Here is a 26,055-nt window from a genome sequence, read left to right on the forward strand (position 1 = left end):
GCCTGGATGTGGATCCATGCCAAGCCACCCCGACATCTTCGCTCCGAAGGTGATGTCGACGCACTCAACGACTTGGGGTTCCGGACTGGCCGAATATCGAACGAAGTTCGGGATGTGCCCTGGTAGAAGGTGGTTCGTCGGTTCCGGGTGCGGAGCAGGGCGGTTAGTGCTTGGCTTGGCTGCCGATGAGGTCGGTCGGTGTGCCGGAGGGCTGGGTTCGTGGCGACGCGGGTATTCGCGGATGAGAAGTTGCAGCGGCTTCGGGAGTTCCCGGAGATCAGCCGCGAGGAGCTGTTTCGGTACTTCACTCTCAGCCCATCAGATTTGGCCTTCGTCGCGCCGCAGGGTCGCGGGGCGAGTGTGCGCTTGGGCTTGGCGGTGATCCTGTGCAGTTTGCCGTGGCTCGGGGTCGTTCCGGACAAGGTGGCTGCCGCGCCGCCGGTGGCGGTGGCACGGTTGGCTGAGCAGTTGAATGTTGATGTGGCGCAGCTTCGTTCGTACGGTCGCCGTGCCCAGACGCGCAGTGAGCATGTGCGGCTCGTGGCCCAATATCTGGGCTGGCGCGCGGGCGGAGCAATCGAGCTGAAGGAGCTGGATGAGTTCCTGTTGGCGCGGGTGATGGAGCACGATTCGCCGACACTGTTGTTCCGGCTGGCCTGCGAATACCTGATCTCGGCGCGGGTGATCCGGCCAGGTCCGGTCACGCTCGTGGAGCGGGTCGCGCACGCACGCAACCAAGCTCAGGCCGAGACGTACGACCGGCTGGCACACGAGCTCACACCGCAGCGCTGTCAGGAACTGGACACGCTGCTGGTCGTCGATCCGTCACTGGGGATGTCGAGGCTGACGTGGTTGTCGACCGGCCCGGTGGAGGCGTCCGCGGCCGCGGTGAAGGCCGAGGTCGACAAGCTGGGGTTCCTGCGCGGGCTGGGTGCCGACACCGAGGACATCTCGGTGCTGCCCGCGGAGCGTCGACGGTTTCTGGCCACGATGGGCCGTCGCCTGACCGGTCAAGCGCTGGAACGGCGTGATCCGCAGCGGCGGTATCCGATCCTGCTCACGCTATTGGCGCAGTCGGCCACCGATGTGCTCGACGAGGTGGTGCAGCTGTTCGACCAGGCGATCTCGGCGAAATTCAGCACCGCCGAGAGGCGGATGCAGGAGGAGTTGGCCGAACGCGGCAAGACTGGTGAGGACCGGCAAGCGCTGCTGGACGATCTGCTCTCGATCATCACCGATTTGCAGATCCCTGACGAGGAGATCGGTGGACTGATCCGCGGCGAGAAGATCGGATGGGAGAGGTTGCATGCGGCGATAGCGCAGGCCAAGCCACGGCTGCCTCGCGATCACGGCCACCTGGCTGCCCTCGATGCCTCGTATTCTTATCTGCGGCAGTTCACTCCGCGGTGTTGTCGTCGGTGCGGTTCGCCGGCGGCACCGCGGCCACCGAGTTGCTGATCGCGGTGAACATGCTGCGCGAACTCAACACCACCGGCGGCCGGAAGGTCTTCGACGACGCGCCGACCGGGTTCGTGCCCACCAAATGGCGCGGCTATCTCGACCAAGCCCGGAAGTCAGGTAGCGCGACCGCCTACCGGCACTACTGGGAGCTGTGTGTACTGCTCGGCCTACGGGACGGCTTGCGCAGTGGCGATGTGTATGTGCCCGGCTCACGTCGCTACGCCGACCCGGCCGCCTACCTGCTCACACCCGAGCAGTGGGAGCCCCAACGCGCTGAATTCTGCCGCCTGGTCAGCAAATCCGCTGATCCGGCCCGCGCGCTGGCGGCCGCCACCGACGAACTATACGAGGCTCTCGGCGAGCTGGAGGCGGTGCTGGCCGAGGGCGAAGGCCCTGTCCGTCTCGACGAGGACGGCGATCTGGTGATCTCACCATTGACTGCCGAAGACGTGCCGGATGAAGCGAAGGCGCTCAAGGCCGAGCTCACGGAGATGCTGCCGTTCGCGCCGATCGTGTCGCTGCTGATCGAGCTGGACAAACGCACCGGCTACCTGGACTGCTTCACCCACGCCTCCGGCAAGCAAACCCGCAGTCCTGAGCTGAAACGCAACCTGATCGCGGTCCTGCTGGCCTTCTCCACCAACCTCGGACTGACCAGGATGGCCGAAGCCTCCGGGATCTCCTACGACATCCTCGCCTGGACCTGCGAGTGGTATGTGCGGGAGGAGACACTGCGCGCGGCGAATACGACACTCATCGGCTACCACCAAAGCCTGCCGCTGACAGCCGTTTTCGGTGCGGGCACGTTGTCCTCCAGCGACGGCCAGCGGTTCCCCACACGCGGCAAGTCGATCACCGGCAGAGCCTTGAACCGCTATTTCGCCAACGAAGGGCTCTCCACCTACACCCATGTCACCGACCAGCACGCCACCTACGGCACGAAGGTCATCGTCGCCACCAAACGCGAAGCCCACTATGTGCTCGACGAAATCCTCGGCAACGCAACCGATCTGCCGATCACAGAACACGCGACCGATACGCACGGCGTCACGCTGGTCAACTTCGGGCTGTTCGATCTACTAGGGATGCAGCTCTCACCGCGCATCCGCGACCTGGGCCGCATCACCCTGTATCGGCCGGGGCCACGCGCTGAAGCCGAGTCGCGGTTTCCTCACGCAGGCCCGCTGCTGACGCGGAAGCCGAATCTGGATCTGATCGCCGAGCACTACGACGACCTGCTCCGGTTGGCCGGATCACTGCAGTTCGGGCACGCCACCGCCTCCCTGCTGGTCGGCAAGCTGTCCGCGTCCGGGCGACAGAATGCGCTCGCGGCGGCACTCAAGGAGTACGGGGCGCTGCGCAGGACGATCTACGCCGCGAAGTATCTGTCGGACCCGGACTATCGGCGCAAGATCTCCCGCCAGCTCAACAAGGGTGAATCCCTGCACGCCCTGCGCCGCGACCTGCTCTACGCCCACGAAGGCATGATCCGCGCCCGGCATCTGGAGTCCCAGACCGAACAGGCATGGTGTTTGACCTTGGCCACCAACGCCGTGATCGCCTGGACGGCAGAGTATTACGGACTGGCGGTCGAACAGATGCGCCGCGAGGGACGGCGCATCGATGACGAAGTACTGGCCCACGTCTCGCCCGCACACAGCGAGAACATCAACTTCTTCGGCGCGATCGATGTCGACATCGACGCCGAGCTGGCCCAGCTCGGCCCCACCGGCTACCGACCGCTGCGGGTCCGCGACACCCTGTTCTGAGAGCTACGGAATACCGCGTAGTGCACCGCTATTCGGCGGGAATGTCGCCGACGAGGGTGTCCAGGTGTGCCGTGAGGTCGTCGACGAGGCGGCCGAGTAGGCGGACGAGATCGCGCTGGTCGAGCTCGGACCACTCGGACAGGGCTTGGTCGAACCAGTCGTTGATGACCTTCAGGTAGCGGCGGATCGTCTGCTCGCCGTTGGGGGTGAGGGTGATCAGGCGGGCGCGCTGGTCATCAGGGTCCGGCACGCGCTGCACGAGCCGTCGCCGCTCGAGACCGTTGAGCTGGCGGGTGACGTGCGGTCCGGCGACCTGCATCCGTGTCGCGATCTCCCCGACCCGCAGGGGACGTCCCGCGGATTCGAGGATCACCAGAATCGTCACCGCGGGCCGCTCCAGCGTGATTCCGGCTGCGGCGGTAGCGGTTTCGAACAACTGCCCGCGGCCCAGCGTGGCGCTGAGCGCAGTCATGCGCGGCAGCAGTCCCTTCAGGGCATCGTTGTCGCTGCTCATTCTCACTCCCTTGATTATCTACCTAAGTTAGGTATACAATACAGGAATCCAAACTGCCGAACCGGAACAGCGTCGGACAAATAATAGATACCTAAGGTAGGTAGATGAAGATGACGGACACTCTGATCTCGACCGATGTTCTGATCGTCGGCGCCGGCCCGACCGGACTCACCCTGGCGATCGATCTGGCCCGCCGAGGCGTCGACTTCTGCATCATCGAACGCGCCGAGAGCCCCAGCACGGCCTCGCGCGCCAAGACGATCCAGCCGCGAGCGCTGGAGGTCGCCGACGACCTCGGTGTCATCGACCGGGTCCTGGAGCTGGGGAAGGTGCATGTGCCGACTCGCCACTACGACCGTGACCGCGTGCTCTCCGAGGCGGTATCGACCGCGCTGGGGATGCCGGACCCCGGCGTGCCGTACGCGCCGGTGTGGTTGTCGCAGCCGATGTTCGAACAAATCCTGCGCGACCGGCTGGCCGAGCTCGGTGGCCGCATCGAGTGGGGCACCGAGGTGACGGCCGTGACCCAGACCGCCGACGCCGTAGAAGCGAGCCTGCGCACCGCAGCCGGCGAGCAGTCGGTGCGTGCCCGCTACGTCGTGGGCTGCGACGGCGGGCGCAGCGTGGTGCGCAAGCAGAGTGGCGCAGCGCTCGAGGGCGTCTCCTACGGTGAGCACCGCTGGTGGCTCGGCGACGTGCACATCACCGGCCTGGACCGGCACTGCCAGCACGTATGGATGAGCCCGGAAAACGGGATCCTGTCACTGTTCCCGCTGCCCAGCACCGACCTGTGGCAGTTCCAAGCCTCCATTCCCGCCGACGACTCGGATCCGGCCGCACCGACCCTCGAACTGTTTCGGCGCTTGTTCACCGAACACACCGGGCTGACCGACGTCACCATCGACGATGCGGGCTGGTTGTCGCTGTACCGGATCAACGTCGCTCTGGTCGACCGGTATCGGGTCGGCCGGGTCTTCCTCGCCGGGGATGCGGCCCATGTGCATTCACCCGCGGGTGGGCAGGGCATGAACACCGGCATCCAGGACGCCTACAACCTCGGCTGGAAACTCGCCGCGGTTGTCGACGGGGCCGCCGAAAGCCTCTTGGACACCTACGAACTCGAACGCCGCCCCGTCGCGCAAGCGGTGCTCGATGACAGCACCTCCCGCCTACACGCCCTGATGCGCTCCGCCGGCAACGGCTCCGGAGCGACCGCGGTCGCCGGACTCACCGACGATTTCACCACCGGACTCACCATCTCCTACAGCGAAAGCCCGCTCACCGCAGCGGAGCCCGGTGACGCCCGCGTTCGCGCCGGGGACCGCGCTCCCGACGCCATCGGCGTCGACGCCTCCACCGGCGAACGGGTCCGGGTGTTCGATCTGCTGCGCGGCCCGCAGTGGACACTGCTCACCTTCGACGACGGCACCCCGGCCACCGCGAAGCCCGCCCACGACCCCCTCCTCGGCCCGGTGCGGACCATTCGAATCACGCGCGACCCCAACACAACCGGGCCCGCCACGATCCTCGACAGCGACGGCAGCATCCATCGCAACTTCGACGTCTCCGGCCCCGCCACGCTTCTGGTCCGCCCCGACGGCTACATCGCCACCCGCGAACCGGCAGCCGGGTGATGAATCGATAACGTTCGTTCACGAGACACCCTCGGGGTCAGCAGATTTCCGCAGGCCAGAACTGTAAAGGTTGCCGTGTACGTGTCAACGTCAACCTGTCGGGGGTTCGCAATACACTCCCGGGCCATGCGAATCGGCTACGGACGCGTCTCCACTCGCGACCAACACCCCGAAGCCCAACACGACGTCCTCTCTGCGGCCGGATGCGAACAGATCTTCATCGACAAGGCCTCCGGCAAACTCGCCTCCCGCCCCGAGCTCAGCAAGGCGCTACTGGTCGCCAACCGGCCCAAAGATCAACTGGTGGTGACCAAACTCGACCGGCTCGGCCGCTCCCTCGAGCACCTGATCGAACTGTCCAAGACGCTGCAGGATCGCGGCGTGGGCCTGGTGGTCCTCGATCAGGGCATCGACACCTCCACCGCGGTCGGCCGCATGTTCTTCCAAATCCTCGGCGCAATAGCCGAATTCGAGCACGCTTTGATGTCCGAGCGAACCCGCGACGGACTTGCCGCCGCACGCGCCCGCGGACGCACCGGCGGCCAGAAACCCAAACTCGGACCACGGCAGGTCGCGCTGGCCCGGCAGATGTACGACGAACTCGACGAACACGGCAAGCGCCGCTACACCGTCAGCCAGATAGCCGCCGAATTCGGCGTCACCCGACCCACCATCTACCGACACCTCGAAAAGTCAACCACGTAGCCTCGCCGCACCACAGCTGACCAGGCACTACGAGAACTTCGTTGGATTTTCGGCGATTACTACCGGAACCCCGACTTAGTTGAGCAGGCAGTCGATCGCACCATCTCGGTGGCAATCGCCAGAGTCACTCGACGCAACCTGGACCACTCCCCTGGGGTACCCCCGAAAAAGTGGACGGGGTTTAGCTTGCTTCAGGAGCAGCATTGAGCGTGTACTCGTAGTCGATGGGTGCGAGCATTCCGATCGCTGAGTGCCGTCGTTGACGGTTGTAGAAATGCATCCAATTGTCAACTGCGGCACTGAGTTCCGCTTTGGTGGCGTAGGTATGACGGTAGCAGCATTCGTGTTCGAACGTCGACCATAGCGGACGCCGCCTTCAAAATCTGATTCGCCCGCTCCAGCTCACGGTTCCGCGCCTCCAATTCCCGAATCCGGGCATCCTTCGCCTCCGTCGACTCCGGAACCGGTACAACCTCACCGGCCGACGCTCGCGACGCCTTCGCCTGTTTCACCCAGTGCCGCAACGCTTCCTTGTCGACGCCCAGATCACGCGCGACACGAGCCGTCGCACCCGGCGCCTCACCCTGCTCACGCTCGTACCGCAACACCAGCGCTACCGCCCGTTCCGCAACCCCTGCGGATATCTCCGATTCCCAGCCCTACCGTTGATCCTGCCCAGATCCAACGGTGTCCCTCGAACCCGGGGCGGTCCTGTTCTGGGTAGTCGATAACGGCTCGAGCCACCGCGGCAAAGCCGCGTGCGACCGGCTGACCGCACGGTGCTCCAACGCGATCATGGTTTACACCCCCGTCCACGCCTCCTGGTTGAACCAGGTGGAAATCTTCTTCTCCATCGTGCAGCGAAAAGTCTTCTCTCCCAACGACTTCACCAGCCTTGACCAAGCCGAAGACCGGCTCATCGCCTTCGAGCGCCGATACAACCAGACCGCTCGGCCCTTCAAATGGGAGTTCACCCCGGCCGACCTCGAGGACCTATTGGCCCGGATCGAGCGGCACGAACAGAACGAGCACTCCGAGCAGCGCACCGGCTGCGACTACCAGCCTGCCTCACGACCAGCAGCCGCGTGAACCCTCGAAGAACTTACGGCCGGGACCACTGAGTTCGGGTCTGTCGGAAGGTGCGAACTGCCGAGAATCATGAACATTGGCAAACGTCCAGCGACCTAACTAGGCTCGACCTACGAGACTTTGGAGAAGTCGATGGGTAGTCCGCAGACTCAGTCGCCAGACACCGCATCACCGCCGACTGACTCGGCGGAAAGTTTCGCACTCCGTGGGGGTCTGGCGCGACTCGTGGGCCCGTGGTGGGTCTTTCTCCTGACCGGGATCGCCTGGCTGATCATCGCTATGGTGGTGCTGCGCTTCACCACGACTTCGGTGGTCACCATCGGGGTTCTCATGGGGGTGGTCTTCCTCGGGGCGATGGTGAACGAGTTCCTGATTGCGTCGGTGTGGTCTCCCTGGCGGTGGGCACGCGTGCTGATGGGTGTCCTGTTTCTCGTCGGCGCGATGTGGGCGTTCATCAGCCCGTTCGACGCGTTCTGGGCTCTGGCGTCCGCCCTTGGCGTGCTATTCATCCTGCAGGGGGCTCTCGTTCTGATCACGTCCATCGAGTCCAAGGTCGTGAACAGTGTCTGGTGGCTGGGGGTGGTCGCCGGTGCCCTCGAGATTCTCATCGGTTTCTGGTCCTCGCAGCAGGTGATCTCGTCACGTGCAGCGCTGCTGATCTTCTACGTCGGGTTCCTGGCGCTCTTCCGGGGGATCACAGAGATCGTGGTCGCGTTCGAGTTGAAAGGCGCGCAGAAGGATCGTTTCGCCGCAGCGACCGGTGTGCCCGCTCAACCCGACCGAAACCGGATCTGATCATGACCCTGCGGACCCAAGCAACCCGATTCACGGGTGGGCTGGGACGCCAGCTCCCCAACTGGTGTGAGGAGAGGGTCTTTGACACCGACTCGCCGATTCCCTCGTGGGTCGAGCTCCTGGGCAGGCTCCCGCTGCCAGCGTCAGCGGGCTCAGATACAAGACCGTACGGTCAGTAGAAAGGAGTAGCCAGAATGGCTCTGTCAGACGCACTGGCGGCCATGTCCGCAAAAGCCAAGCATGCAGAGGACGACTTCCACGTCGCCCAGACGTCCCAGCACGCCAAGTTGGAGGAGCAAGTCGCACGAGCGCGGGCCTCGGCCCAGGAGCGCAACGATGAACTCCGGGCACGCGCCGACCAGGCCAAGTCGGATGCCTCGTCGTGGTGGCGTGACGTCCAGCAGCAGTGGGACAGACAGGTCCAGCAGATCCGATCCAACATCGAAGCGAAACGCGAAGAGCAGGATGCCAAGAGGGCGTCCGTCCGGGCCGACCTGGCCGAGGACGACGCCGCGTTTGCCATCGACATCGCCATGGCCGCCATCGAGGAGGCGGACTACGCCGTACTCGAAGCGGTTCTCCGGCGCGAAAAGGCGAACGAACTTGCCGCTGCGCACTGAGCGCACACGTAGGGCAGGGGTTCGTTTGCACGCTCGGCGAATCGGTGGCGAACCGTTCACCGAGCTGGTCGGCCAGCAGAAACGCGGCCGCGAACGGGGCGGCCGGTATTGGAACGGAACCGCTGCCTCCAGCACCGCGATTCACCCGACTGCAGCACCTCGACCCGGTCATGCAGGTCGCGGCCCCCGCCGACCATAGAGTTGATCCGCAACCCCGGCGTCGAGGGCTTCGAGAACGCCCCGGCAACCGTACGGGGGCAGCCTGATCCGGCCCGAAACGACCGATCAGATCCCTTACAATCGCCGTCCGTCCAGCGCCGGAACACCACATGATTCGGTGCACACTGTCGCTGTCCCACTGTGGTCGAGGTCGGTGTCCCCTGCCCACAGCTCGATCGGCATACCACGCGACCATGAGAAGGCGCACACTTGTGGCATGGAGTTGTGCGGGTTGACCGCCGTCGCGCTGACCGCAGCGCCGTGGTCAGCGCGCCTGGCCCGGGTGCCGACGTCACCACAGCCGGTGTGATCATGCCGGCTGGCGGGCGGGAACCCGAGCTGCGCCGCTCGCTGAACGGCATCTCGGAAGTACGCGCGTTCTTTCACACCAATGCCGTGCCGCTGTATTTCATCTCGCCAACCCCGTTCAATCTGCTGGGTATCGACCGCTGGGTACGGAACTTCTTTTACCTGACATACTTTGATTCTTTCGAGGGTGCGCATCCGCGCGTATTCGTGCCCCGGCGGCGCGATCGCAGGGATTTCGAGTCCATGGGGGACGTGTGCAACCACCTCCTGCGTGATCCGGAGACACTCGAGTTCATCGCGCACCGAGGGCCCGGCGGCAAGGCCTGCTTTGTGATGCTCGCCGAGGAGACCCAGGCCCTCGCGCGCGAGGCGGGGCTCCAGGTCATGCACCCGTCGGCGGAGCTGCGCCATCGCCTGGGCTCCAAGATCGTCATGACGCGCCTGGCCGACGAGGCAGGCGTGCCGAGCGTGCCTCACGCGATGGGGCGCGTGGGCTCCTACGACGAGCTGCTGGCGCTCGCGGAAAGTGGTGGGCTGGGAGATGACCTCGTCGTCGAGGCCGCCTATGGCGACGCTGGCACCGCCACGTTCTTTGTGCGCGGTCAGCACGACTGGGACCATTGCGCCGGTGACCTGGTGGGGCAGCGGGAAGTCAAGGTCATGAAGCGCATCCGCAATGTCGAGGTGTGCCTCGAGGGCACTGTGACCCGCCACGGCACCGTGATCGGCCCCCCGATGACCAGTCTCGTCGGTTACCCAGAGCTGACTCCGCGCAAGGGCGGCTGGTGCGGCAACGACATCTGGCGCGAGGTGCTGCCGCCCGCACAGACCCACGCCGCGCGAGAGATCGTACGAAAGCTGGGCGATATCCTTCGACGCGAGGGATACCGCGGCTACTTCGAGGTGGACCTGTTGCACGACCTGGACTCCGGCGAACTCTACCTCGGCGAGGTGAATCCGCGCCTGAGCGGCGCAAGCCCGATGACGAACTTGACCACCGAGGCCTACGCCGACGTGCCACTGTTCCTTTTCCACCTGCTCGAGTACATGGATGTGGAGTACGAACTCGACATCGAGGAGATCAACTCGCGCTGGGAGCGCGGCTATGGTGAGGACGAGGTCTGGGGTCAGCTGATAATCACAGAGACCTCACCGGATCTCGAGCTCTTCACCGCGACCCCACGCACAGGTGTGTGGCACCTCGACGACGACCGGCGCATCTCGTTCGCGCGCCGGGACAGCGACTGGGACTCGCTGATCGACGAGTCCGAGGCCTTCTACATGCGTGTCGCGGGCACCCGGCGACTTACGCTGCGAGGGCGCCCAACTCGGCGTGCTCGTCACCCGCGGGCACCTGCAGACCAACGACTACCGACTCACCGAGCGCTGCCGGTGCTGGATCGAGGGCATCAAGGCACAGTTCGCCTCGACACCCCTGGCGCCGGCCACGCCGATCGTCTCGCGGCTCGTCGCACGAGCGTGAGCAGCGGGCCGCACGAAATGCTCGACAACCATCGAACGCGAGCCCCATCCCGGTGTTTCCGCGTCCACACCTTCGCCATACCCGCTATCGCGACGGGCATGGGACGGCGTACTTCGCCGTCTATCACCCCGCCGACGGTGTCATCGGCTATTGCTGGCAGAAACCGTCGCGTCAGCTTCGCCTCAGTTTTTATGCGCCAACCGATACCGCCAACACAATCGCACCTGGGCTACCCGGTCGTGTCCAGCTCGCCGCCGACGTGTCGGCACGCTGGTCGATCTGGACCGGCATCGCGATCTGGCTATGCGTCATCGAGCGTGGGAAACAGCAGTTCCGATACGAGTAGCTGTAGTGCGGCGGCGACCGGTATCGCTACCAGTGCTCCGACGACGCCGAGCAGCGCCGCGCCGATGAGTACGGCCACCACGGTCACACCGCCCGGCACTCGCACCGCCCGGCCGATGATCCGAGGTGTCAACAAGTAGTCCTCGGCCAGCCGGAACACGATGTAAAACCCCACCGTGGCAACGGAAACCGGAACCGAAACAGTCAACGCCGCCAGGGCGACGACGAATCCGCCGACGGTGGAGCCGTAGGGAAAAAGATCGATGATCGCTACGAACGCGCCGAGCAGCAACGCATAGGGCACATGGAGGAAAAAGCACCACGCGAACGTCGCCGCACCGGCGATGAGCGAGGTCAGTATGTTGCCGAAGACGTAGTCACCGATCTTGGCCATCACTTCGTCGCCGAGCAGGATCGCGCGTGGGCGGCGGGAGTTGGGTACGAACCGATACGTCGTCGCTCGGATTCGCGGCATATCGGCGAGGAAATAGATAGTGAGGACGGCCACGATCCCCACGTCCGACAACGCCCCGAACACCGTCTGTCCGGCCCTCAAAACGGTGGAAGTGCCCAGGCTGTCGACCATGCCCGTAATTCGCTGTTGAATATGAAAGCGCTCGTTTAGTCTGCCGATCGCGCTGGAATGGTTCTGGGCCTCTTGGAGCAGGTGCGGGGCCTGTTCGATGAACTGGCGTGATTCTTGCACCAGTGGCGGTATGGCAGCCACGATCATTGCAGCAAGGACGCCGAAGACCGCCGCGATCACCAGGCTCACCGCCGCACCGCGGGGGACTTTGCGGTTCACCAGCCCAGACACCGCGGGCTCCAATCCCAGCGCGAAAAACATTGCTGCGGCTACCAATATCAGCACCGAGGATGCCGTGCCGAGGAGTCGCACCACGCCGTAGGTGACGGCGACACCCGCCGACGCCATCAATCCGATATGAAATGGCGCATGCCGATCCAATCGCCGGCCGCGTGCGCCGAGTGGTGGATTATCCGACCGTAGTTGTGCCGCGATGCGTTCCGCATCCACGATCGTGCCTTCGTCATAACTGTGCGGGCGGCCTACGCGGCGGTGGTGTCCTTGTTCGGCAAGGCGGTAATCGTCGGCCTCACTGTGCTCGTCTTCGTCCAATGCTCCGACCCTGTTCGGGTTTACCCATGCATTGCCGCCAGTTCGCTTCTGACTCTGCGTTCGACAAGCAACGGTACCAACACGCACACCTCGATGTCGATGAACCGACCTTGCGCTCGCGCACCGTGTCGGCGATCCGATTCGGGGATAGTGTTGGGTGCCGTTTCGCGAGTCGCGCTGCGACGTATCGGGTGTATGTCCTCATCCGCGCCTGGGCAGCAAGCATTGTGCTCCCCCGGCTGAACGACCTGTACGCGGTAATGTGACCGAGGCACGGCGGCCCGGTGCCGGGCGTCAGCCCCAGCCCGCGGTGGGACAGCGAGGGCTCCGCGCGGGCCCCGGATACATCCCCCTGCGGGCTTGCGATCTCATTCTGCGCGGAGTTCCTCGTCCCCGGCGCGACCTCAGGTGTGCACGTTCGCGATCTCGGTGGCCGAGGATGCTCACCCGAGGCAGTCGTCGCGTGATCATCTGCGGCCTGGTTGCCGGATGTGGTGACGGTGTGGCGGTAGCGTCGGAGTTGCCGCGTCCGATACGCGGCCGGTATCGCAGCCGATCCAGGGGTGAAGCTTCGCCCCCCGCGCGGGGGCGAAGCTTCACCCCACAGCAACATCGCCCACCGAGTGACCGCCCGCGAGGTGAGTTGGTGCCGCCGGAGTATTCCCGGATGAGGCTCCAGCGCAGGCGTGTAGCAGGATGTCCGATCCCCGCTAAGGCCCGCATGTCGGCTCTGGGCCTTGGGGCCATCTCATCTGGGCTGACGGACCGGGCTACCGTGAAAGCGGAGGGGTATCGGCAGGCTGCTGCAGGTGTGTGCCCTCACCGGCAGTAGCGCGCACCAGCACCTCGGCGAGCTCGGCGGGCGTGGAGAGCATCGGGAAATGTCCGGTCGCAAACTCGAAGAACGTCGTGTCCGCGGCGGCGAACTTCAGCGCCATGAAAACAGTTCACAGATGCGTTGCTAAGGGATTGCGGTTTGACATAGTGTTGGAGTTCTTCGATCGCGGTACCGATATTGCGAGCGCAGGGCGGCCTCCACTTAGCTCCATTACGCTGCGGATTCGACGGTCGGGGACCCGTCTGCGAAGGATCCACCATGAGCCAATTCCCGCGCTCTGCAACAGAATTCACGCTGCCGCCGACCCCAGTGGCTCAACCCGGCAAGGTCCTTGTCGTCGAGAGCAACCCGGCGATGGCAGAGATTGAGGTACTCGTGCTGGCCAATGCCGGCCATGAGGTGATGTCTGCCCCCGACGCGCAGCGCGCTTTGGCCCTGGCTCGGCGATGGAATCCGGACTTGGTGCTGCTCGAGCTGGACCTGCCAGACCTGCCGGGCGCGAACCTGTGCCGACAGCTGCGGAATCGTTCACCGATTCCGATCATCGCGGTCTCCCTCGACGGCAGTCCCGATGCCATCGGTGACGCCTATGCGGCCGGTGCGTGTGACTACCTGCCCAAACCGCTCAGAAACGGTGAACTGCTCGACCACATCCGTGTCCATCTCACAGCACCGCAGGCGGCCTGAAACGTCTCTCAATTCCGCTGTGTCGCCAGGCCAACACGTCACTGCGCAGGGCCCGGTAAGCACCGCCACAATGGGGACTCGGCGGCCAGGCTGCGCCCGCCGGGTTCGATATCCAGACCCTCGAGATGGCCGATGTGGTTGGTAGTCAACGCGATTGCGATCAGCATCCGCGGAGCGGCGAGGACGCGGTAGAGAGTGCTCCTGGCGGCCGACCGGCCTCAGTCGTCGACGCCAGGTTCGGTACTCGCCTTCAGGACTGTATCGGTGGTATCAGGGCGCCGACCGCGAGCACGCCGAGATGTCGATGCTCCTTTGCGCCTGCTGCAATCGGCGATGGTGCACATCAATACCCTTCTGTTGCAAGCCGTTCTGGAGGATCGGAAGTTCCATGATCTGGTCGGCGACAACGAACGCCGCGCCGTGAGCCCGTTGTTCTGGTCGACATCAACCCTACGGCCGGTTCCGGCACGACATGGACACCCACGTGGACCTCACCCGGGAACGAATCCCGGATAATGCCCCTGTCGATGGTCACGCCATCAACTCCCGCACCTGGCTCGAACATGGGGAAGCGAGGAAGTGGCGGAGGCGATGGTTACATCCCGGTTACTACGGCGGCGGATGCGAGGTCGGAATTGTCCTGCGGTGACAATGCCCGCGGCGAATTTCGTTGATGCACGACGGTGTCCAGCGGCGGCGTGATTTCTACCGTTGTCGGCATTCCCTGTACCCGTTCAGAGGACCGCTGATGAACCTTTTCTCTACTCTGCCGGACCGTCGTGCGGCTGCTGCACCGGAGGCGGCCGCGGTCGCCGACGACAGCATTGATCTGAACAACGCAGGATTCCTCGACGCTGTGCGGCGTGCCGCGGCTACTTTGCGCGCCGCGGGAGTCTCGAGCGGCGATGTGGTTGCGATCATGTTGCCCAACACTGCCGCTTATGTCGTATCCCTGTTCGCTATCTGGCGTGTGGGTGCCACGGTCACCCTTATAGACCCGTCGCTGACCGCCGAAGAAGCCGACTATCAGCTGAGCAATACGGGCGCCACGGTCCTGATCACCGAGCAGCGGCCCACCCCCGACACTGGGGTCCACGTCGTCATACCCGCCGGCGATCTCACCACCGCGGACCCCGATGTCACCGAACCCGCACGGCCCCGCAACGACACACTGGCGCTGCTGTTTCCCAGCAGCGCCACCACGGGCAAACCCCACAGCGTGACGATCGATCACGCCAATCTCGACGCCATGTGCTCACTGGCGATCGAGGCATTCGAACTCACCGCAGCCGACCACAGCCTGCTGAATCTGCCGCTGGTCCACGTCAACAGCATCGTTGTCGGCACTTTGTCGCCGCTGCTCGCCGATGGCCGCGCCACCGTGGCCTTCAGCCCGAAGACGTTCTTCGACCGGATCGAGCGCAGCCGTGCCACATACATCTCCGCTGCCCCGACCACGTACGCACTGCTGTCGGATCTGCCCGACCAAATCCGGCCGAACACCTCATCAGTACGATTCGCCATCTGCGGCGCAGCCCCGGCCGACGTCGAATTGCTGACCAAATTCGAACGCCGCTACAGAATTCCGATCATCGACGGCTATGTCTCCGAAGTTCCGGTGCGAGCACGCCGCCCACCGTCACCTGCACGATGGACACCGTCGGAATATTCCCGCCGGGCCAGCTGACTCGAACCGCTGATCCGAAGGAGTCCACATCGTGGCGATATCGGGTCCGCATGTTGGTATGCAGCCGGTCGATGTGATCGACGAAGTTCGCCGCCGGTGTTGGAAGTAGTAATGGCGCAGAAACCAACGAAGTTCGTGTAGCTGCTGGTCAGCGTGACGATCGCGATGCTGTAGGCGCGGCGGGTGTTCGCCGGTCCGATCGTGTCGAGGAACTGCTCGGCCGATCTGCGCAAGGTGCGGGGCGCGGCCGGGTGGATCCGGTGCATTGTCGTGGCCATGGGTTCAGCCTTCCCTGGCTTGCCTCGGATAACAGGGCCGGTTCGCGCAGCGCCGCGGTGGGGTCGTCGCGGGCCATCGCTGATGATATGCGGGATAATAGCCTGTTATCCGGGGCTACCTGGGAGGTTGCAGCGATTCCGTCGCAGACGGTGACGTCGCCGTTTCGTTCGCCTGCCCGATGCCCGTTGTTGGGTCATTGTTCCGGTGATGGCACCGGCCGCGGTGCAGGGTGTGGCCGTGGCCGCCGGTTTGCGGGGACACCGAGCCAGGAGGGCATATGAGTACAACCGCACCGTATTCGTCGCCGGAGTCGGTGGCGACCGTTCATCTGTCGCGGTTGCTGAAGGCTCCCGTCGTCGCCGGTTCCGGTGAGTCGATCGGCCGGGTGGATGATCTGATCGTGCGTTTGTCCGGCGGGGATGCCTATCCGCCGGTCACGGGCGTGGTCGTGGGTGTGGGTGGCCGGGATGTGTTCGTCTCCGCGGAGCACATCGGCGAGTTCGGCGGGCAGCGAATCGTGTTGTCGGTCAACAAGGTAGATCTGCGCTCGTTCGAGCGGCGCGAGGGTGAGGTGCTGTTGAAGGCCGATATCCTCGGGCACCGGCTCATCGACGTGGCGGCTGCGGAGCTGGTGCGCGCCTATGACGTCGAGCTCGACCGGACCGGCGAGGGCTGGGTGCTGGCGCGGCTCGATACCCGCCCGCCGGCGCGGTTGTTCGGGTTGTTGAAGTCCTCGGGCGGGCACGCGTCGCGGGATTGGAAGGCGTTCGAGCCGCTGGTCGGTCACGGTCAGTCCTCGGCGGTACGTGGAATCAGCGTCCGATTGCGGGGACTCAAGCCCGCGCAGATCGCCGACCTGCTCGAGGAGGCCGACAAGCACGAGCGCGGGGAGATCCTCGACCAGGTGCACGGTGATCCGGAGCTCGAGGCCGACGTGTTCGAGGAGCTGGATTCCGATCAGTCCAGCCGGTTGCTCAACGACATGCCCGATAGTGAGGTGGCGGCCCTGCTGGGTCGTATGCGCGCCGACGACGCGGCGGACTCGATCATGGAACTGCGGCAGTCGCGCCGACGTCGAGTGCTGGATCTGATGCCGGCCGGGCAACGGACCAAGGTCGTCACGCTGATGGGCTTCAATCCCGACAGCGCTGGCGGATTGATGAACGTCGACTTCGTCTCCTGCCCGATGGAGTCGACGGCAGCGCAGGCTTTGTCGGTGATCGCGGGTGCGCAAGTGTTGCAGCCGGAGGCGCTGCTGAAGGTGCATGTGCTCGATGCCGGGCAGTTGGTGGGCGTCGCATCGGTGATTGCGCTGTTGCAGGCGCAACCGGCGACCGCGGTCGCCGAGCTGATGGATGCCGATCCGGTGCGGGTGGCCCCCGACGCCGACCTCACAGACATTGCGCTGCTGATGGCCGACTACAACCTGTATGCGGTGCCGGTCGTCGATGAGGACGACCGGGTCCTCGGCGTGGTCACCGTCGATGATGTGCTCGAGGACATCATTCCCGAAGACTGGCGTCGCCGTGAGCCCGCGCCGCGGCCGGTGCGCGAACCTGCCCCGGCATCGACCAACTCCGGCGAGAACGCGGATGGCCCGGCACAGCTATGACCAATACCGACGAAAACCGTTCGATTTCCAACGGATCACCGAAGACGACACCGGCTCAGACCGTTCAGCAGCATTCGTCAGGGCCGGCATCGAAGCCTGCGGTCGCGTCGCCGCAGTCGCATCCCGCGACCGTGAATCGCGCCTCGGCGGTGCTGGATTCGGCGCACCTAGGCGATATCGAGGGCGCACTCGGCAAGATCAAGCTCACCGACACCGACCATCCGCGCACCTTCAAGACCCGCATGCTGACGCTGCTGGCCATCATCGGGCCCGGCCTGATCGTGATGGTCGGCGACAACGACGCCGGCGGTGTCGCGACCTACGCCCAGGCCGGGCAGAACTACGGTTACAGCCTGCTGTGGGTGCTGCTGTTGCTGATTCCTGTGCTGATCGTCAACCAGGAGATGGTGGTGCGGCTCGGCGCGGTCACCGGTGTCGGGCATGCGCGGCTGATCAATGAGCGCTTCGGCCGCGGTTGGGGCTGGTTCTCCGTGGGTGATCTGTTCGTTCTGAACTTCCTCACCATCGTCACCGAGTTCATCGGTGTCAGTTTGGCGTCCGAGTACTTCGGCATCTCCAAGTACATCGTGGTGCCCACTGCGGCGGTGGCGCTAGTGGCCATCATGGCTTCGGGGAGTTTCCAGCGGTGGGAGCGGGCGATGTTCGCGTTCATCGCGGTCACCCTGCTACAGGTCCCGATGCTGCTGCTGGCGCATCCCGATTGGGGCCGCGCCGCAAAGGCTTTCGTGGTTCCCGGTGTGTCGGGTGGCTACACCTCCGATGCGGTGCTGCTGATCATTGCCATGGTGGGCACCACCGTCGCGCCCTGGCAGTTGTTCTTCCAGCAGTCGAACATCGTCGACAAGCGCATCACGCCACGGTTCATCGGGTATGAGCGCGCCGACACCACCCTGGGCGCGTTCGTGGTCGTCGGTGGCGCGACGGCGCTGGTGATGACGGCAGACTACGCCGCGCGGGCCACCGGCTCGGTGGGCAGGTTCACCGACGCTGGCGATATCGCCCGCCTGCTCGGGCAGGCGCACCACGTGCTGGGGCCGGTCTTCGCGATCGTACTGTTGGACGCGTCCATCATTGGCGCGGCCGCGGTCACCCTGGCCACCAGTTACGCCTTCGGTGACGTGTTCGGTATCAAGCACTCGCTGCACCGCGGGTTCCGCGACGCGAAGCAGTTCTACCTGTCCTACATCGCCATGGTGGTGGTCGCCGCGGTCATCGTGCTGATTCCGGGTGCGCCGCTGGGTTTGATCACCACCGCGGTGCAGGCGCTGGCCGGTTTGCTGCTGCCGAGCGCGAGTGTGTTTCTGCTGTTGTTGTGCAACGACCCGCAGGTGCTGGGTCCGTGGGTGAACCGCACCTGGCTCAATATGGTGGCCGGAGTCATCGTCGGTGTGCTGCTGCTGCTGTCGGGGATCCTCATGGCCACCACCTTGTTCCCGGATCTGGACGTGGTGGCGACCTCGGAGTACCTCGCGGCCGGCATCGTGGTGCTCACCGTGGCGACGCTGGTGGCGCTCCGCCTGATGCACCGCCGCTCGCCTGCGCCACCGCCTGTGGCAAAGATCGACGAATCCGAGAAGGACACCTGGCGCATGCCGCCACTGGCCCTGCTCGAACCCGTGACCTGGTCGGCCGGAACCAGACTCGGCATGCTCGCCCTGCGCGGCTACCTCGTGATCGGCGCGATCCTGCTCGTCGTCAAGGCAGTTCAACTGGCGCGTGGCTAATCGCACGCCCCAGGGCCGGCACCCGCAGTGTCATCGAGACGAACGGCCGTGGCCGGACCGGCCCCCAGCGGTGCTGCCGCGTGGCTGGTGTGGGCTGGACACCACGAAGTGGCGACAGTTGGTTACACGATCCCGCCGGTATCACGGGCCGTGATACCGGCGACCGCATCCTGTTCGACAGCGATCGCAGCGGTGTCGGGTATGAGGCGTCGGGACCAATGGCATGCGACATATCGACCTGTGCCCCTGTGAAGCGGGGGCACTGAACGCGACCATCGAATTCATGCTGCGGTGGCGAGATTTCCTCGATCGATTCCGCCCGGCGGGTGCGCCCGGAGCGGCGGGACCGCACGGCGTGCCTGCTGATCGGGCTGCCGAAGCGGCTGCCGAGCTCACGCCGCTGCTGCGTCGGCTCGATACGGTCCAGGACGCAGCCGATCGGCTGCGGGCCGAGGCTCAGCACCAGGCCGAGCGCATTCGCGCCGACGGTCTCGCCGAGGCCCGATCCATCGTCGAAACTGCTAGCACCGCAACCGAATCCGTATCGGATGCGACCATGGCCGCAGCGCTGGCACGGACCGCCGCCGACTCGCCGGATGACGCGACGGTGGCCATCGCGGCACTGCGCGCACGCGCGGACGAGCGTCTGCCCGGATACGTCCAGCGGGTCGTGGCTCGCGCGCGCGCCGACCTGGATGTCCTGTCCGCGTCCGATCCAACGGCAGCGTCGTGAACGTGGTCTGGGTGGCGGGCGATGTACGCGCCACCGGGATGCTGGTGCGACGCCTTGACACCGCGGCCGTGCACGAGATCGCCGCCTCTGGGTCGCTGCCGGCCGCGCAACGACGGCTGGCCGAGAGTTCCTACGGCCACCGTATCCGGGTCGGCGCCACGCTCATCGAGACCGAGCGTGCCATCGGCGCGGAAACCGTGTGGCGGCTGCGGGTCCTGGCCGGATGGCAGCCGCGCGCCGGGGTCACGGTGATCCGGTTGCTGGCCGGAGCGTTCGAGGTCGCCGATATCGCCGCGCTCGCCGCCGCACTCGCTGGAGCCGCACCGCGCGCGCCCTACGAGCTCGGCGCGCTCGCCACGGCGTGGGGCCGGGTGCGTGACTGCGGATCACCGCGCGAACTGCGGGCGGCGCTGGCCCGGACCGTCTGGGGCGATCCCGGCGCGGAGGACGTCTCCGATATCGCCGACGGTGTGGCGGTCGGCTGGGCGGCCCGCGTGGCGAGCACCGTTTCCGACGCCGAGCGCTGGGCGTTGGGCGTGCTGGCGCTGCTGACCGCCCGGCGTCGCCTGTTGGACGGCCGCCCCTTCCCCGAACCGACCGCGCGGCGGGTGACGCGGCTGCTCGGATCCGCCGCCGCGACCAGCCGTGAGTTGAATGCCCTCAAGACTGCCCTGCCCGCGTCGGCGCGCTGGGCGCTCGATGGCGTGGAACACGCTGAGGACCTGTGGCGCGCGGAGTTCGGCTGGTGGCGGCGACTAGAGCAGGACGGGCGAGAACTGGTGCGCGAGCGCCGATTCGGCGCGCCCACGTTGGTTGGCGCCGTGGCGCTGCTGGCCGCGGACGCCTGGCGGGTGCGGGCCGCGCTGCAGGTCGCGGCGGGCCAGGGGCCGGCCGGGGAGGACTTCGATGAACTTGCGGGATGACCTCGCACCCGTCCGCATGCGCCGCGTCGCCCTGATCGCGCCCTCGGATGCGATGCGCGCCATGCTGATCGAGACCTCGGCCGCCGGGGTCGTCCAACTCGACGATCCCGCGACGGGTACCCCGGCCGGAGCCGGTGCCGACAACGCCGAGCTGGATACGCGAGTCGCCGACGCGGTGCGCCGACGCGGAGTGGCCGCGCTGGCCGGGTGGTGCCCGGAACCCGAATTGGTCGGGCTCACCACACGATTGACGGCGCTCGGGGCCGGGGTCGTCCCGCTGCCGACCCCGCCCGGCATCGACCCGCCGACACTGCTGACGGCACAGCGGCCGCTGCGCAAGGCATTCGCGCCCCTGGTCGGTGTGTACGGGGTGCTGCCGTACCGCGATCTCGATCCGACCGTTCCGGCCGGGATCGCCTACGTGGTCATGTTCGGCATGATGTTCGGCGACGCCGGGCACGGGCTGCTCCTGCTGGCCGCCGCAGCGGTGCTGGCCAGCGGGCGAGTGCGGCGGGTGGTCCGGGCACGCCCGCTGTGGCCGTTCGTCGCCGGTGCGGGATTGACCGCGACGCTGTTCGGTGTGCTCTACGGCGAATTCTTCGGTCCCACCGGCGTTCTGCCGGTGGTGTGGTTGAGCCCACTGGATGCGCCACTGCCCCTGCTGGGAGCGGGTGTCGCGGTGGGCGCGGCGCTGCTGGCGCTGGCGCACGTGGCGGGCGCGGTGAATCGCTGGCGTGAGGGTGGTCTGCGCCTGGCGCTCTATTCCGCCACCGGAATCGCGGGCGCGGCACTGTTTCTCGGGGTCGCGCTGATCACGGCCGGTGCGCTCGTCCACTCGGCGGTGTTCACGGGCGCGGGTATCGGGCTGGCGGTGGTCGGCGTGATCCTCTCGTTGGCAGGGACTTTCACCGAATCAGGTGGCGGTCCGGTCGGTGCGGCCGCGGCCGGGATCGGTGTGTTCGACCTGGTGGTGCGCTTGGGCTCGAACCTGGTGTCCTTCGCCCGCCTGGCCGCGTTCGGCATGACGCACGCGGCGCTGGGCTGGGTGGTCTGGTCGGGCACTGTCGCGGCGGCCGGGTCCGGGAGGGCCGGTCCGGTCCTGGCGGTCGTGGTGTTCGTGCTCGGCAATGCGGTCGCCTTCGCGCTGGAGGCGCTGGTGGCGGGCGTGCAGGCGCTGCGGCTCGAGTTCTACGAGCTGTTCTCCCATTTGTTCACCGGTGCGGGGAGACCCTTCGTGCCGTGGCGAATCCGAATCGAGAACCCGGAGGGTTCATCATGCTGACCTTGATCCTTTTCGTGCTCTCGGTCGCGCCCGCGGCCGCCGATCCGCTCGCGGCCGGCGGTGGCGGGTCGGGCGGCAACTGGGCCGCGCTGCTCGGGGCCGCCATCGCCGTCGCCGCCTCGTCGCTGGCCGCGGCCATCGCGATCGCCTACACCGGTGCGGCCGCTCTGGCCGCCGTCAGTGAACGGCCCGAACTGTTCGGCCGCGCGATGGTGATCGTCGGTCTGGCCGAGGGCATCGCCATCTACGGCCTGGTGGTGGCGGTCCTGTTGATCGGGAAGGCCTGAGATGGGCACGGTGGTGGTACTCGGTGAGGCGAGCCAGGTATCCGGCTATTGCCTGGCCGGGGCGACGGTGCTGGCGGTAGAGGACGCCGAGGCTGCGCGAAAGGCATGGGCGAGCCTGGATTCCGAGGTCGCGGTCGTGCTCATGAGCACGAGGGCATCCGGGTTCCTCGCCGCCGAACTCGCCGACACCAGCCTGCTGACCGCGGTGATGCCGTCGTGAGTGAACTCGCCTGCACGACAGCACCGTCCATCGGGCCCGCCGTCCGCCGGGGCGAGGAGGACACCGAAGCGGCGCTGCGCCCGGTCGGCGCGGAATTGCTCCGGCGCGCCGCCGCGGACGCCGACGCCATCGTGGCGACGGCGCGTGCGGACGCACGGGCGGCGGTCACCGACGCGCAGGAGCAGGCCGCGGCCATCACCGAGCGGGCCCGCGCGGCCGGAGTCGCCCGCGCCGCCACGCACCGGGCAGCCGAGCAGCGCCGCCTGCGCCGCGAACAGCGCGCGGCGCTACTCGCGGCCCAGCGCGACGTGTACGACCAGTGGCGACGCCAGGGCGCAGCCGCGGTGCTCCGGCTGAGCGCCGAACCGGACTGGCAGCATCTGCGAGACCTCCTGCGTGCCAAGGCCATCCAGCTGCTCGGCCCGGAGGCCGAGATCGTGGCGGATCCGGCCGGGGGATTTGTCGCGCGGTACGGGGGCCGCCGCCTGGACCTGCGGCTGAGTACCGTTGCCGCCCGTGCGCTCGACACGGTCGAGCCCGAATTGACGGGACTGTGGACATGAGCGCGACACTGGTGCGGACCCGGATCAGCCGCGTGGCCGGACCGCTGGTCGAGGTGGACGCCTTCCCCGGTATGGCCATGAACGACCTCATGGCGCTCGGACCGCAGGCGGTGCCCGGGGAGATCGTGGCGATCGGCGAGCAGCACGCCGCCGTTCAGGCATACGAGTACACCGGCGGCTTGGGTCCGGGCGATCTCGCCACGCCGACGCACCGGCCGCTGTCGGCGCACCTGGATCCCGGTCTGCTCGGCGGCGTCTTCGACGGGCTGCTGCGGCCCCTCGCAACCGCGGGCGTGTGGCTGGATCCCGGTGCCGCGCCGGGAATCGACGGGCGGCGCTGGAGTTTCCGTCCCGTCGTGGCGGTCGGGGACGTCGTCGAGGCGGGGACCGTTCTGGGCGTGGTGACAGACGCGGGCCCGCTCGAGTACCGGGTCCTCGTCCCGCCCGACACCGGCGGCCGGGTCGAAACCCTCGCAGCCGCCGGTGTTTACGGCCAGCACGATACGGTGGCGACCGTCAGCGGCACGCCGGTCGGTCTGACCGCCTATTGGCCGGTGCGCACGCCGCGACCGTGCCGCAACCGCTCGACCGCCGCCGAACCCCTGCATACCGGCCAGCGTGCGGTGGATCTGCTGTTCCCGGTGCTGCGCGGCGGCAGTGTCAGCGTGCCAGGCGGTTTCGGCACTGGCAAGACCATGTTGTTGCAGCAGCTCGCGAAATGGTGCGACGCCGACGTGATCGTCTACGTGGGCTGCGGGGAGCGTGGCAACGAAATGGCCGAGATCGTGGCGGAATTGGCCGCCCAGACCGATCCGCGCACCGGTGGGCTGCTCGGAGAGCGTACGGTCATCATCGCCAATACCTCCAATATGCCGATGATGGCGCGGGAGGTCAGCGTGTACACCGGTGTGACGGTGGCCGAGCATTTCCGCGATATGGGCTATCACGTGGTGCTGGTGGCGGATTCGACCTCGCGGTGGGCGGAAGCCTTGCGCGAGTTCGCCTCTCGCACCGGGGCGCTGCCCGCCGAGGAGGGGTATCCGGCCGATCTGGCCTCGGCGCTTGCCGCCTTCTACGAGCGGGCCGGGGCGGTGACCACGCTGGGCGGCGGGTCAGGGTCGGTTACGATCGTGGGTGCGGTGTCGCCGCCCGGCGGTGATGTCTCGGAACCGGTCACCAGCCACACCGAGCGGTTCGTCCGCTGCCGATGGTCGCTGGACCGCGAACTGGCCTACGCTCGGCACTATCCCGCTGTCTCCTGGTCCTCGTCGTTCTCCCGCGATGCCGAGGTAGTGGCCGCGAGTTACGCCGCCGCGGGCGATCCGGACTGGGGCGAGCGGCGCGAGCGCACGGCCGGGCTGCTGGCCGAATCCGACCGGCTCAGCGCGCTCACCGAACTGGTCGGCACCGCCTCCCTGCCGGCCGATCAGCGCATGGTGGTGCTGGCCGGGCGGCTGCTGCGCGAGGCGATCCTGCAGCAGAACGCCCTGTCCGACAATGACGCCCGCTGTTCGATGGCCAAGACCACCGCCCTGGTCGATGCTGTCCTCACCGTGGTGGGCTGCTGCCGTGAACTCGTCGCCGCCGGCGTCGTACCTGAGCGGATCGAGAGCCTGGACTTCGGCCCGCTGGTGCGCGCGCGGGAAGCGTCCGGGCCCGACGACACGAGCACGGTCGGGCAGCTGCGCGACCACATGCTGGCACGGCTGGGGCAACTGTCGTGAACACCGCGGCACAGTGGATGCGCTACACCGACATTCGTGAAGTGCACGGCCCGCTGCTGGTGGTGGCCGGTGTCGAGGGCGTCGGCTGGGACGAGTCGGTGCGCATCCGATTCGACGACGGCACGATTCGCAACGGCCTGGTCCTGGAGGTCGACGGTGATCTCGCAGTGGTGCAGGTGCTGGAGGGCACCGCCGGCGTGGATCCCGCCGCCACCGCGCTCGAATTCACCGGCGGCCCGGTGCATGTCGCGGTCGGCGAGGGCTGGCTCGGCCGGGTGTGCAACGGCCGCGGCGTACCGCTGGACGGCGGCCCGCCCGTGCCCGGCCGGCTCGAACCCATCACCGGGTCGCCGTTGAATCCGGTCCGCCGGGACCCGCCCGCCGACCCGGTGCTCACAGGGGTGTCGGTGGTCGATGTACTCGCCACCCTGGTGCGCGGCCAGAAGTTGCCGGTGTTCTCGATGCCCGGTCTGCCGCATCTGCGGCTGGCGTGTCAGATCGCCGCGCAGGCCACCGCGGGCGGGGAACCGTTCTGCGTCATCTTCGCCGGTATGGGTCTGACCCACGCCGACGCCGCCTATGCCCGCGACGCGCTCGAAGAGCGTTCCGCGGCGGGTGAACTCGTGCTGCTGCTCAACCTGGCCGACGATCCGGTCATCGAGCGGCTGCTCAGCCCGCGCCTGGCGCTGACCATCGCCGAGCGCCTCGCCTTCGAGAGCGGACGGCACGTGCTGGTGGTGCTCACCGATATGACCAATTACGCCGACGCCCTGCGTGAGGTGTCGGCCGCGCGCGGCGAATTCCCCGGCCGCCGTGCCTATCCGGGTTATCTGTACAGCGACCTCGCCTCGCTCTACGAGCGCTGCGGCCGGATCATCGGGCAGCCCGGCTCGGTGACCATCGTGCCGGTGCTGACGATGCCGGGTGGCGATATCACCCACCCGGTACCCGATCTGACCGGCTATATCACCGAGGGCCAGCTGATCCTGTCGGCCGAGCAGCACGCGCGCGGGGTCTATCCGCCCGTCGATGTGCTGTCCTCCCTCTCGCGCCTGATGCGCAATGGCGCGGGGGCGCACCGGACTCGGGCCGATCATCTGCCGCTGGCCGCGCAGCTGCTGGCCGTGCTCGCCCACGCCCGCCAGTCGCGGGAGCTGGCCGAGCTGATCGGACCGGACGCGCTCGGCGACCTCGATCGCGCCCATCTCGAAGTCGAGGAGACGTTCGCCGCCGAGCTGATGCGACAGGGCTTCGATGAGTCGCGCCCGCTGGAGGACTCGCTCGACCGCGCCTGGCGGGTGCTGGCCCGGCTGCCGCGCGGTGCGCTGACCATGCTGCCCGGCGAGCTGCTCGACGCCCATGGGCTCGCGGCCGAGTCCGAGTGAAAGATGGTG

General features: G+C 66.8%; 21 protein-coding genes and 3 pseudogenes. 19 read left to right on the forward strand and 5 right to left on the reverse strand.

All coding sequences use genetic code 11. The annotated features are described in order from the left end of the window. Positions 1-219 precede the first annotated feature (219 nt). Positions 220-3,230: pseudogene (locus AB0L60_RS11435) on the forward strand (Tn3 family transposase). Between the two features lie 28 nt (positions 3,231-3,258). Here AB0L60_RS11435 and AB0L60_RS11440 read toward each other — a convergent pair. Then, entirely contained in the window at positions 3,259-3,744 is a 486-nt protein-coding gene (locus tag AB0L60_RS11440; protein WP_364611014.1) for a MarR family transcriptional regulator, read from the reverse strand. Positions 3,745-3,854: 110 nt separating this feature from the next. Here AB0L60_RS11440 and AB0L60_RS11445 point away from each other — a divergent pair, with 110 nt between their 5' ends. Both AB0L60_RS11445 and AB0L60_RS11450 read left to right on the forward strand, forming a co-directional pair. Continuing rightward, entirely contained in the window at positions 3,855-5,378 is a 1,524-nt protein-coding gene (locus AB0L60_RS11445; protein WP_364611017.1) for an FAD-dependent oxidoreductase, read from the forward strand. A gap of 126 nt (positions 5,379-5,504) precedes the next feature. After that, on the forward strand, positions 5,505-6,083 hold the full coding sequence (locus AB0L60_RS11450) for a recombinase family protein (RefSeq protein ID WP_364611020.1): 579 nt from the start codon (positions 5,505-5,507) through the stop codon (positions 6,081-6,083). Between the two features lie 181 nt (positions 6,084-6,264). On the opposite strand, the pseudogene AB0L60_RS11455 reads toward AB0L60_RS11450, so the two are convergent. Together AB0L60_RS11455 and AB0L60_RS11460 are read right to left on the reverse strand one after the other, a co-directional pair. Beyond that, a pseudogene (locus AB0L60_RS11455) lies at positions 6,265-6,435 on the reverse strand (IS3 family transposase); the annotation flags it as partial. Next, complete coding sequence (locus tag AB0L60_RS11460; protein WP_364611023.1) at positions 6,371-6,691, reverse strand: transposase; 321 nt, start codon at positions 6,689-6,691, stop codon at positions 6,371-6,373. The gene AB0L60_RS11460 and the pseudogene AB0L60_RS11455, both read right to left, overlap by 65 nt. Positions 6,692-6,770: 79 nt before the next feature. Here AB0L60_RS11460 and AB0L60_RS11465 point away from each other — a divergent pair, with 79 nt between their 5' ends. The 4 genes and pseudogenes from AB0L60_RS11465 (at position 6,771) to AB0L60_RS11480 (ending at position 10,598) form a co-directional block, all read left to right on the forward strand. After that, positions 6,771-7,172 carry a transposase gene (locus tag AB0L60_RS11465; protein WP_364611026.1) on the forward strand — a complete coding sequence of 134 codons (402 nt, stop codon included), beginning with the start codon at positions 6,771-6,773 and terminating at the stop codon, positions 7,170-7,172. 225 nt (positions 7,173-7,397) lie between these two features. Continuing rightward, the gene (locus AB0L60_RS11470) at positions 7,398-7,967 is read left to right on the forward strand and encodes a DUF308 domain-containing protein (protein ID WP_364611029.1); all 570 of its coding nucleotides are present in this window, start codon (positions 7,398-7,400) and stop codon (positions 7,965-7,967) included. A gap of 194 nt (positions 7,968-8,161) precedes the next feature. After that, positions 8,162-8,587 carry a hypothetical protein gene (locus AB0L60_RS11475; RefSeq protein ID WP_364611032.1) on the forward strand — a complete coding sequence of 142 codons (426 nt, stop codon included), beginning with the start codon at positions 8,162-8,164 and terminating at the stop codon, positions 8,585-8,587. Between the two features lie 525 nt (positions 8,588-9,112). Beyond that, a pseudogene (locus AB0L60_RS11480) lies at positions 9,113-10,598 on the forward strand (biotin carboxylase). A 301-nt stretch (positions 10,599-10,899) separates the two neighbouring features. Here AB0L60_RS11480 and AB0L60_RS11485 read toward each other — a convergent pair. Both AB0L60_RS11485 and AB0L60_RS11490 read right to left on the reverse strand, forming a co-directional pair. Continuing rightward, on the reverse strand, positions 10,900-12,081 hold the full coding sequence (locus AB0L60_RS11485) for an AI-2E family transporter (RefSeq protein ID WP_364611035.1): 1,182 nt from the start codon (positions 12,079-12,081) through the stop codon (positions 10,900-10,902). Positions 12,082-12,851: 770 nt separating this feature from the next. Continuing rightward, on the reverse strand, positions 12,852-13,019 hold the full coding sequence (locus AB0L60_RS11490; RefSeq protein ID WP_364611038.1) for a hypothetical protein: 168 nt from the start codon (positions 13,017-13,019) through the stop codon (positions 12,852-12,854). A gap of 158 nt (positions 13,020-13,177) precedes the next feature. Here AB0L60_RS11490 and AB0L60_RS11495 point away from each other — a divergent pair, with 158 nt between their 5' ends. From AB0L60_RS11495 to AB0L60_RS11550, 12 genes are all read left to right on the forward strand, one after another. Further along, positions 13,178-13,606 (forward strand): response regulator, encoded by a 429-nt coding sequence (locus AB0L60_RS11495; protein WP_364611041.1) that lies wholly within the window; start codon positions 13,178-13,180, stop codon positions 13,604-13,606. A gap of 673 nt (positions 13,607-14,279) precedes the next feature. Further along, a complete protein-coding gene (locus AB0L60_RS11500) occupies positions 14,280-15,293 on the forward strand; it encodes an AMP-binding protein (RefSeq protein WP_364611044.1) in 1,014 nt (337 codons plus the stop codon). Positions 15,294-15,849: 556 nt separating this feature from the next. Beyond that, entirely contained in the window at positions 15,850-17,184 is a 1,335-nt protein-coding gene (locus AB0L60_RS11505) for a CBS domain-containing protein (protein ID WP_364611047.1), read from the forward strand. A gap of 131 nt (positions 17,185-17,315) precedes the next feature. Next, positions 17,316-18,929 (forward strand): NRAMP family divalent metal transporter, encoded by a 1,614-nt coding sequence (locus AB0L60_RS11510; protein ID WP_364611050.1) that lies wholly within the window; start codon positions 17,316-17,318, stop codon positions 18,927-18,929. Between the two features lie 283 nt (positions 18,930-19,212). After that, positions 19,213-19,662 carry a hypothetical protein gene (locus AB0L60_RS11515; protein ID WP_364611053.1) on the forward strand — a complete coding sequence of 150 codons (450 nt, stop codon included), beginning with the start codon at positions 19,213-19,215 and terminating at the stop codon, positions 19,660-19,662. Beyond that, positions 19,659-20,585, forward strand: a complete 927-nt coding sequence (locus AB0L60_RS11520; RefSeq protein ID WP_364611056.1) for a hypothetical protein — start codon at positions 19,659-19,661, stop codon at positions 20,583-20,585. The genes AB0L60_RS11515 and AB0L60_RS11520 overlap by 4 nt, the downstream gene beginning before the upstream one ends. Then, on the forward strand, positions 20,569-21,867 hold the full coding sequence (locus tag AB0L60_RS11525) for a V-type ATPase 116kDa subunit family protein (protein ID WP_364611059.1): 1,299 nt from the start codon (positions 20,569-20,571) through the stop codon (positions 21,865-21,867). Before AB0L60_RS11520 ends, AB0L60_RS11525 begins: the two co-directional genes overlap by 17 nt. Then, positions 21,861-22,154, forward strand: a complete 294-nt coding sequence (locus AB0L60_RS11530; protein WP_364611062.1) for an ATP synthase subunit C — start codon at positions 21,861-21,863, stop codon at positions 22,152-22,154. The genes AB0L60_RS11525 and AB0L60_RS11530 overlap by 7 nt, the downstream gene beginning before the upstream one ends. A 1-nt stretch (position 22,155) precedes the next feature. Further along, a complete protein-coding gene (locus tag AB0L60_RS11535) occupies positions 22,156-22,374 on the forward strand; it encodes a hypothetical protein (RefSeq protein ID WP_364611065.1) in 219 nt (72 codons plus the stop codon). Further along, entirely contained in the window at positions 22,371-22,937 is a 567-nt protein-coding gene (locus AB0L60_RS11540; RefSeq protein ID WP_364611068.1) for a hypothetical protein, read from the forward strand. The genes AB0L60_RS11535 and AB0L60_RS11540 overlap by 4 nt, the downstream gene beginning before the upstream one ends. After that, positions 22,934-24,661, forward strand: coding sequence for a V-type ATP synthase subunit A (locus AB0L60_RS11545; protein ID WP_364611071.1), 1,728 nt, complete (start codon positions 22,934-22,936; stop codon positions 24,659-24,661). Before AB0L60_RS11540 ends, AB0L60_RS11545 begins: the two co-directional genes overlap by 4 nt. Next, on the forward strand, positions 24,658-26,046 hold the full coding sequence (locus AB0L60_RS11550; protein ID WP_364611074.1) for a V-type ATP synthase subunit B: 1,389 nt from the start codon (positions 24,658-24,660) through the stop codon (positions 26,044-26,046). Before AB0L60_RS11545 ends, AB0L60_RS11550 begins: the two co-directional genes overlap by 4 nt. Positions 26,047-26,055 lie beyond the last annotated feature (9 nt).

Origin of the sequence: Nocardia sp. NPDC051981, from assembly GCF_040680715.1 — a bacterium.
Classification (GTDB): domain Bacteria; phylum Actinomycetota; class Actinomycetes; order Mycobacteriales; family Mycobacteriaceae; genus Nocardia.